8 protein-coding genes are annotated in these 5,793 nt (G+C 59.3%); 3 read left to right on the plus strand and 5 right to left on the minus strand.

The window, feature by feature from the left end:
- The coding region (locus AC1DXM_RS31720; RefSeq protein ID WP_477239471.1) for a recombinase family protein at positions 1-516 on the minus strand (516 nt) is incomplete at its 3' end.
- A gap of 199 nt (positions 517-715) precedes the next feature.
- Here AC1DXM_RS31720 and AC1DXM_RS31725 point away from each other — a divergent pair.
- Positions 716-1,516: a class I SAM-dependent methyltransferase gene (locus AC1DXM_RS31725; protein WP_477239473.1), complete on the plus strand. Its 801-nt coding sequence runs from the start codon at positions 716-718 to the stop codon at positions 1,514-1,516.
- Positions 1,517-1,568: 52 nt separating this feature from the next.
- Here AC1DXM_RS31725 and AC1DXM_RS31730 read toward each other — a convergent pair whose 3' ends face one another.
- The 4 genes from AC1DXM_RS31730 to AC1DXM_RS31745 form a co-directional block, all read right to left on the minus strand.
- The gene (locus tag AC1DXM_RS31730) at positions 1,569-1,802 is read right to left on the minus strand and encodes a hypothetical protein (protein ID WP_477239475.1); all 234 of its coding nucleotides are present in this window, start codon (positions 1,800-1,802) and stop codon (positions 1,569-1,571) included.
- Between the two features lie 109 nt (positions 1,803-1,911).
- Positions 1,912-2,232 (minus strand): hypothetical protein, encoded by a 321-nt coding sequence (locus AC1DXM_RS31735; protein ID WP_477239477.1) that lies wholly within the window; start codon positions 2,230-2,232, stop codon positions 1,912-1,914.
- A gap of 94 nt (positions 2,233-2,326) precedes the next feature.
- Positions 2,327-3,016: a DNA-methyltransferase gene (locus AC1DXM_RS31740; protein WP_477239479.1), complete on the minus strand. Its 690-nt coding sequence runs from the start codon at positions 3,014-3,016 to the stop codon at positions 2,327-2,329.
- 179 nt (positions 3,017-3,195) lie between these two features.
- Positions 3,196-3,474 (minus strand): ParB/Srx family N-terminal domain-containing protein, encoded by a 279-nt coding sequence (locus tag AC1DXM_RS31745; protein WP_477239481.1) that lies wholly within the window; start codon positions 3,472-3,474, stop codon positions 3,196-3,198.
- 427 nt (positions 3,475-3,901) lie between these two features.
- Here AC1DXM_RS31745 and AC1DXM_RS31750 point away from each other — a divergent pair, with 427 nt between their 5' ends.
- Positions 3,902-4,498 carry a cold-shock protein gene (locus tag AC1DXM_RS31750; protein WP_477239483.1) on the plus strand — a complete coding sequence of 199 codons (597 nt, stop codon included), beginning with the start codon at positions 3,902-3,904 and terminating at the stop codon, positions 4,496-4,498.
- A 1,184-nt stretch (positions 4,499-5,682) separates the two neighbouring features.
- The coding region (locus AC1DXM_RS31755; protein ID WP_477239485.1) for a helix-turn-helix domain-containing protein at positions 5,683-5,793 on the plus strand (111 nt) is incomplete at its 3' end.

The following is a 5,793-nucleotide window of genomic DNA, read 5'->3' on the forward strand; positions in this document are numbered from 1 at the left end:
CTCCACCGAGATCTGTCGCCCCTCCACCGAGATCTGTCGCCCCTTGGCGGCCGCCTGTGCGGAATTGGTTGGATTGCCGAGTTTCCTGCCGGTCATCTTGCGAGAGGCGAGGGCGGCTTTGGTGCGCTCCGAGATGAGACGTCGCTCTTTCTCGGCCAGTGCCGCATAGAGGTGCAGCATGAAAGGGTCGGCATCGGCTCCGAGTTCGGCGACGATGAATGGGACGCGCTGAACCATAAGCCCAGCAATGAAGGCAACGTCACGCGACAGTCGATCGAGCTTGGCAACAATGACCGGACTTGCCTGTCTCGCCTTAGCGAGGGCGGCTGCCAGCTGTGGACGTCGGTCCAGGGCATCGGAGCCCTTGCCTGTCTCGACCTCAGTGAACTCGTGGAAGATCGCGATGCCTTCGGTTTCGGCGAAGCGGGTGACGGCTGCTCGTTGAGCGTCGATGCCGAGGCCTGATGGACCCTGCCTCTGGGTCGAGACGCGATAGTAGGCAACGGCGCTCTCCATGGTTCAATCCCCGGTGGGTGTTCAAACTGCAAACCACCGTTTGCAGTGTGCTCGCAACGCAAGCTCTAGCAAGTTAAACCTCTGATTCAGCTCATTGTTTTTCAGAAAATCGCCGTTGGGTAGCAGCCTCTATCCAAGAGGCAGGCCTTTCAATAATCTTTGCGCGACCAAGTTCCATTAAACGCGCATGGAGGCTTTCGTGACGTCCACATTCAATGTCGGAAAAGCCGCTGGCTATGAGCAGCTGATGGGCCGGTGGAGCAAACAGCTGGCACCGCTATTTATCAATTTCGCCGGTTTGTCTGACGGTGAACGGATCCTGGACGTTGGATGTGGGACGGGCAGCCTGACGTTCGCGCTCCCGCAAGCGGCTAATGTGCGAGAAGTTGCAGCGATAGATTTCTCGCCGGTTTTCATCGAAGAGGCAAACCGGCTCAACACAGACCCGCGGATCCACATTCAGCAGGGCGATGCGACCTCGCTATCGTTTCCCGACGCATACTTCGATCGAGCTCTAGCGCTGCTTGTTTTGCATTTCGTTCCCGAAGCAAACCGGGCCATCGGAGAGATGCGGCGGGTGGTCCGGCCAGGGGGCGTTGTCGCCGCCGCGGTGTGGGATCATCTGGGCGGGATGCCCGTCATGCGGATGATGTTGGACACGCTAGCGGTATTCGATGAAAACGCGCGCGCACTGCGAAGCCGATACTGCTTCCAGCCTATGATGCAGCCGAATGAAATGAAGCAAAGCTTCATCGATGAAGGGCTCCACGATGTGGAGGAAACCCAGCTTTTGATCCGGATGGATTATTCTTCGTTCGATGACTATTGGGGTCCGATCACTTCGGGAGAGGGGCCACTTGGAAAGTATGCAGCGGGTTTGGATCCTACCATGCGAGCCAAAGCAGACGCGGCCGTTCGTGACGCATACGAGGCGGGGCGTCCCGATGGGCCTCGTTCGTTCGTTTCGGTTGCGTGGGCATGCCGCGGGACTGTCAAATAAGGTCCGTGCAATTCCTCCGGCTCAAGTCCTGGGCGGTAGCGCGGCGCACGAGTTAGGGGAGCTTACGATCCTCGTAGGTGGTGACGAAGGTTATTGAAGTGTCTAGCCTTCCCTCCATCTCATGAACCGACGTCTCGTTCCAGCGGGCGCGTGTCTTTAGCCAGAAGATCGCCGCAGTGACGCTTTCGCGCCCTTCGCCGATTGCCTTGCGGTACAGACTCTCGGCAACCTTAGCGTTGGCCTTGATCTGACCACCGGCCAATTGCTTTGCGTAGGCTGCCTCCAACTCCCGGACATCGATTTCGAGGACGCGATGTCCTCGGCTGCAAGGCCATAGCCCGCTAACGCTTCGACTTTGGATGCGTGGGGCAGGGGTCCGAAATCCTCGATGTCACTCATGAGGCTTCGTCATTTGGCCAGTCCGGCATCATGTTGATTGCGAGGCCAGGAAGCTTTCTCAGTTCTTCACGCTCGGGTGGCGCAATGATGATCCGCTTGATCTGATGGATTGGCTCCCCGCTATGCTCGTTGATGATCGTCTCTTTCCAGCCCATGCGGGTTTTGGCCCAGAAGATTGCTGCCGTAACCGACTGAGGCCCGTCTCCGGTCGCCTTGCGGAATAGGCTTTGCGCCACCGCAGAATTGGCCTTGGTGTGGCCGATCTTCAGCTCATGGGGGTAGTGCTTGCGCAGCGTTTTGGGATCGACGCCTATCATGGCCGCAATCCCAGTTTCAGGCACGCCATAGCCCGCCAGCGCCTCGACCTGGCGTCGAGAGGCCTCGTCTGACTTGTGAGCGGGCCGAGGCATCTCAGGCGGCCTCCCGAGCCCGTTCGGCGGCAATATGGGCAAAGCTCCGGCCATCACCCTCAAGAACCGCTGCGTTGCCCGTAATGGCCTGCCAGCGCAGCACAGCGACATCGACATAGGCCGGATACAATTCGATGGCATGGCAACAACGGCCGGTCATCTCGGCTGCAATGATCGTGGTGCCGGAACCGCAGAACGGCTCGTAGACGGCCTGGCCGGGCGAAGAGTTGTTTTCGATCGGGCGGCGCATACATTCGACCGGCTTTTGCGTACCGTGGCCGGTCTCGGACTTGCGGTGAGGAATGGCCCAGACGGTGGTCTGCTTGCGATCCCCCGCCCAATGGCCCTTCTTGCCCTTTCGCACCGCGTACCAGGCCGGCTCGTGCTGCCAGTGATAGTCGCCGCGGCCGATGACCAGTCGCGTCTTGTCCCAGATGATCTGGGCACGCACCGCGAACCCGCTGGCCTCGAGGCTGTTGACGACCGAGGCCGAGTGAAGGGCGGCGTGCCAGACGTACATCACGTCGCCAGGAAAGAGTGCCCAGGCCTCGCGCCAGTCCGAGCGATCATCGTTGAGCACTGTCCCCTTGGCCAGACCGTCTGACGGGATGCCCAGGCGCATCCGCCAGGTCGGGTCGTAGTCTACGCCAAACGGCGGGTCCAGCAGGTGCGGTTTCACACCAGCAAGCACGCGATCGACGTCATCGCCATTTGTGCTATCGCCGCAGAGGAGCCGATGCCTGCCCAGTGCCCAGACATCGCCGGGTAGTGCGGTCGGCTTCTCCGGTAGCTCGGGAACATCGTCGGGATCGGTCAGGCCGGGATTGGCCGTGCTGGTGAGCGCGGCTATCTCGATCTCATCGAAGCCGGTCAGCGACAGATCGAAACCAAGTTCACCGAGATCCGCGAGTTCGAGACCGAGCGTCTCGCTGTCCAGCCGGCATTCAGCGCCAGCTTGTTGTCGGCAATGACGAGGGCGCGCTTCTGGCTGTTGCTTAGGCCGGCCAGCTCGATGACCGGCACCTCTTTCATGCCAAGCTTGCGCGCTGCGAGCAGGCGGCCGTGGCCGGCGATGATGCCGTTCTCACCATCGACCAGGATCGGGTTCGTCCAGCCGAACTCACGGATTGATGCCGCGATCTGCGCCACCTGCGCATCCGAGTGCGTGCGCGCATTGTTGGCGAACGGGATCAGAGCCGCGGCAGGACGGTATTCCACCACCAGGCGAAGAGGGCGATCCGGGCGGTCAGGCGAATGCAAAGGTGTTGGGGCACTTGCCGGGGCGGGCGTCTGTAGCGGGGGGGGGAAGGATCGACTTCATGATGGTTGGTTCCCGTCTGCATCGGATTTCCTCTACCTGCAGGTGGCACCGGTCGGACGGACCTGCGATCTTCGGATCATATCACGGGAGGTATGTTTCTGTAATCGCTGCGCTTTTTCGTGCGGACCCGCACGATCACGCAAGTGTGCGACGCTGCTAGGCGGCCGATCAACCGACCTCCATGGAGGCCACAACACATTGATCACGGAGTGTCTGGATGATATTCTTTCACCTTTCCTGCTAGCGGGTACGAGAATGGGCAAATATCGAGATCATCGCGAGCCGCGGCGCCCCCGGTTCGACAGCGACCACCCCGATGATTCCGGTCGGGGGCCCAGCTATTTCCAGCGCCCAACCGAAATAGCCGTGCCTGCCGTTGATGCCGAGGTGTTATGGTTCAACGAGCAGAAGGGCTTTGGATTCGTCAAGTTGGGGGATGGCTCGGATGCCTACCTGCACGTTAGCAAACTGGAAGCTGCCGGATGTGACCACGTCTCCGAGGGGATGCGGCTTAAGGTTAGAACCGAGGCTGGCCCAAAAGGGCCGCAGGTTGCGCGAGTGCTGATTGTCACCGGCGGCGCTGAGCGCCCGCCCAGCACCGGAGTCCCAACTCGGCCGGAAACTACTGGAACAAACGAAGGAGATCAGGAGAGCGCCGGCGCCGTGAAATGGTACAATCCGGACAAAGGGTTCGGTTTCATCGGCCTTGAAAGCGGCGGCAAGGATGTATTCGTTCACGCCTCGACTTTGACCCGCTCTGGCATGACCAAGCTGGACGAGGGACAAAAGGTGATTGTCCGATACGCCCACGGCCAGAAGGGGCTCGAGGCTCGAACCGTCCATCCTGTCTAAAGTTCAGTGGTCGAGCCACGGTGTTATTCCGTCCTGGCGGCAGGCCTCGGTAACAACGGTAACAAGGTAACATTGGGCGTCTCAGCCAAAGTGAAAAACCATCGAATGTTACCTTGTTACCGATGTTACCGGGGTTGGGCAGAACAAGGTTTTTAGACAGCGTTTTTGGGATGAATGTACCGGCCGCGCCCGGATTTCTGCACTTCTCCGGCCTTTGCCATCGCATGAAGCAGTCTGCGAATGTTACCGTTCTTCATGCCGGTAACATGTGAGAGGTCGCTTGGCGACATCGGCACTTCTGCCTCTTCCAATGTTACCAGGATGTTACCGCGCTCGTCAGAGCGGCGCCGTGAAAGGACATGAACGGTTGTCCGTGTATGTACAGGCAGCCGTCGTCGTCTGAAAGGAAAACAGTCTGCGTGATCGGTGGCCTGATCCGCCCGTCCAGTCTGGCGTCTAGTATTGCAAAATCAATTCTCGACGATTGCCAAGCCAACACGTCGGAGATCGGGACAACTGTAGTCTTGGGAAATAAGGGGATCGACTGCAAGACAGTTGAGGTCAGTACCAGCCGATGATCGGCAGCCCGATGCCGGTCAAGCTGGTCGGCGAGACATTGGTAAACGACTGATCTTGGAGCCTTCTTGAGAACCAAATTTCTGTCGGCTTCGGTCGCCTACCTATGTAAGCCGAACCAATATGCCAAACGGCCTCACTTCCAAGCGCCATGACCCCCCCGAATACGAGCGGAGGCTGTCGCCGATGAGGTGTGCGAAAATGGTGCCTAGCTCAGGCTTGTAGAGCCCGAGAGCCTCCCGATCCGTTCGTACCCAACCACATAAGGGGTCCTGGATTCCGAACTCATTGCGAACTGGATCGAATGTTATCTCTGTTAGCTGATCCGCGCTGTCGGAGCCTACCTTTTCAAATCCCGCAGACACCAGGAATCCGGCATCGATTATTGCCGGCACTGCCTCGCCGCAGAAAGCAAGAGCGGCGGCGGTAAACCGCAGCACTCGTGCCTCAAGTAGTTTGAGGAGCCCCGTGATTTCACGATTACCAATCGACTGTGAATCGGCGTGCAAAATTGACCCCATAAGCCGGGGAATCGGCGTCCAATTTTGACCCCCCTGATGCTTTGATTTGCGACCATCAGCTCGTCGTGGCGAGCGCATGGTGTGGGGATGAAGTCGGTGGATACGATTGCCCGGGTTCTGCGCGCCTTCCATGTGCAAGGATGGTCGCTCAAGCGGATTTGCCGCGAACTGCATGTGTCGCGGAACACGGTCCGCAAG

It is taken from the genome of Mesorhizobium sp. P3_A2, assembly GCF_056403115.1.

What these genes read in the sequence shown, in the direction of transcription:
- AC1DXM_RS31735 (WP_477239477.1), bottom strand. Translation starts at nt 2,232, where the DNA reads ATGATAGGCGTCGATCCCAAAACGCTGCGCAAGCACTACCCCCATGAG.
- AC1DXM_RS31750 (WP_477239483.1), top strand. Translation starts at nt 3,902, where the DNA reads ATGGGCAAATATCGAGATCATCGCGAGCCGCGGCGCCCCCGGTTCGAC.